Raw genomic sequence first — 2,218 nt, 5'->3', positions numbered from 1 at the left:
GGCCACCACCTATGTGGAGCTGTTCCGGGGCACCCCGGTGCTGTTGCAACTCTATGTCCTCTATTACGGACTGGCGGGCGTGCTGAAGCTGGACGCGCTCGCGGCGGCGGTGCTGGGGCTGGGGCTGAACTACGCGGCCTACGAGTCGGAGGTGTACCGGGCCGGGGTGCTGGCCGTGCCGCGCGGGCAGATGGAGGCGGCGCTCGCGCTGGGCATGCACACGCGGCTGGCGCTGCGGCGGGTGGTGATGCCGCAGGCCTTCCGGGTGGCGCTGCCGGGCGTCACCAACGACTTCATCGCGCTCCTCAAGGACAGCTCGCTGGTGTCCGTCATCTCCGTGGTGGAGCTGACCAAGCGGATGACGATTGTCGCGGTGGATGTTCGCAGCTGGTTGCTGCCCGGTGCGCTGTGCGCGCTGCTGTACCTGGCGCTGAGCTACCCCCTGTCCCGCCTGGCCAGGCGGCTGGAAGCGAGGCTGGAGCGCGGATGATTGAGGTGAAGGAGCTGAGCAAGCGCTTCGAGGGGCGCGTGGTGCTGGACGGCATCAGCGCGGCCTTCGGCCCGGGCGAGGTGGTGGCGCTGGTGGGCCCCTCCGGCGGCGGCAAGAGCACGCTCTTGCGGTGCCTCAACGGGCTGGAGTCCTTCGATGCGGGCACCGTGCGGGTGGGCGGTGACGTGCTGGAGGCGGGCGGCGCGCGGGGCGAGCAGGTGTGGAACATCCGCCGCCGCGTGGGCTTCGTCTTCCAGCAGTGGCACCTGTTCGCGCACCGCACCGCGCTGGGCAACGTCATGGAGGCGCCGGTGTACGTGAAGGGCCTCGGCCGCGACGAGGCCCGCGAGCGGGGCCGGGCGCTGCTGGCGAAGGTGGGCCTGTCCCACCGGCAGGACGCGTACCCCTCCGAGCTGTCCGGCGGCGAGCAGCAGCGGGTGGCCATCGCCCGGGCGCTGGCGATGGAGCCGGAGGCGCTGCTGTTGGACGAGCCCACCAGCGCGTTGGACCCGGAGCGGGTGGGAGAGCTGGTGGACCTGCTGTCACGGCTGCGCGCGGACGGGCTCACCCTGGTGGTGGTGACGCACGAGATGCGCTTCGCGCGTGAGCTGGCCTCGCGGATGCTGGTGTTGCATGGCGGGCGAATCATCGAGGAGGGCCCGCCGGCCCGGGTGCTCGACAGTCCACATCACGAGCGCACCCGGGCCTTCCTCGGCCTGGACCGCGTGGCCGGCGCCGCCGCCTCCAGGTCTTGAGGCCGGAAGGGCGATTGCGCCCGCCCGCCCGCGGAGCATGCTGGTGGGAAGGGCGGGCAGAAAATGACGCGCTCGCGGTGTTCCTCGCCGCGTTCGCGAGGGAATGACATGCGTCGAGAGGTTCAGCTCACGGAGTCGGGGCAGGGCAGGGGGCCGAGAGTGCTCCTGCTTCCAGGGCTGGGCGCCAGGGGCTCGGGCTTCCGGGCGCTCGCCAACCAGCTCGCCTCCGTGGCCCGGCCCGTCCTGGTGGAGTACCCGGAAGGCGAGCACGCGGCGTGTGGCGCGGGTGAGCTGGCGCGGCAGGTGCTGCGGGCCGCCGGGCGCATGGACGCGGTGGTGGCCAGCTCCTTCGGCGGCATGGTGGCGGCGCACCTGGCGGCGGCCGGCGCGGCGCGGGGGGTGGCCTTCCTGGGCTCCTTCACCCGCACCTCGCACCTGGGGCTGCGCGGGCGCGTCATCGGGATGATGGGCCCCATCGCCGTCTGGGGACGGCCCGGCGTCGTCGCGGCGGGGCTCGCCGCGTGGAAGCCGGTGCCCTTCGCCCAGGTGGCCGAGGTGGTGCCCACCACGAAGGAGGAGCGCGTCACCACGTGGCACCGCGCCCTCGCCATCGACGGGGAAGCCCCCCCGCCGGAGCTGCGCCGACTGCCCGTGTCCTGCGTGTGCATCCAGGGGGACCGAGACGTGCTGGTGCCCCCGTCCACGCTGGAGCGGCTGTGCGCGTCGCTGCCGCCCGGCACGCCCCGGCACCTGCTGCGCGGCGCGGGACATGTGCCCTACTTCACCCACCCCGAGGAGTGTGCCCGGCTGTTGCGGCCCTGGCTGGAGGCCATCGCCCCCGCCGAGACCTTCATCCCGCCGACGACACTTCCCCGGTCCGTGGTGGCCGGCAGCGCCGCCTGACGTCAAGCCCCCGCGTCCTGCGGGGCGTGAAGGCGTCCTCCCACCCACCGTGTGCATCTCCCACCGCGGT

The 2,218-nt window shown here is 73.4% G+C and carries 3 protein-coding genes; all 3 read left to right on the top strand.

The genetic code is table 11. The annotated features are described in order from the left end of the window. The coding region (locus HG543_RS53270; RefSeq protein ID WP_169352622.1) for an amino acid ABC transporter permease at positions 1-490 on the top strand (490 nt) is incomplete at its 5' end. After that, the gene (locus HG543_RS53265; RefSeq protein WP_169352621.1) at positions 487-1,245 is read left to right on the top strand and encodes an amino acid ABC transporter ATP-binding protein; all 759 of its coding nucleotides are present in this window, start codon (positions 487-489) and stop codon (positions 1,243-1,245) included. The genes HG543_RS53270 and HG543_RS53265, both read left to right, overlap by 4 nt. A 108-nt stretch (positions 1,246-1,353) precedes the next feature. After that, positions 1,354-2,148, top strand: a complete 795-nt coding sequence (locus tag HG543_RS53260) for an alpha/beta fold hydrolase (protein ID WP_169352620.1) — start codon at positions 1,354-1,356, stop codon at positions 2,146-2,148. Positions 2,149-2,218: the final 70 nt, after the last annotated feature.

The organism is Pyxidicoccus fallax (assembly GCF_012933655.1).
In the GTDB taxonomy this organism is placed as follows: Bacteria; Myxococcota; Myxococcia; order Myxococcales; family Myxococcaceae; genus Myxococcus; species Myxococcus fallax.
This window is presented reverse-complemented; position numbering and strand designations above follow the sequence as displayed.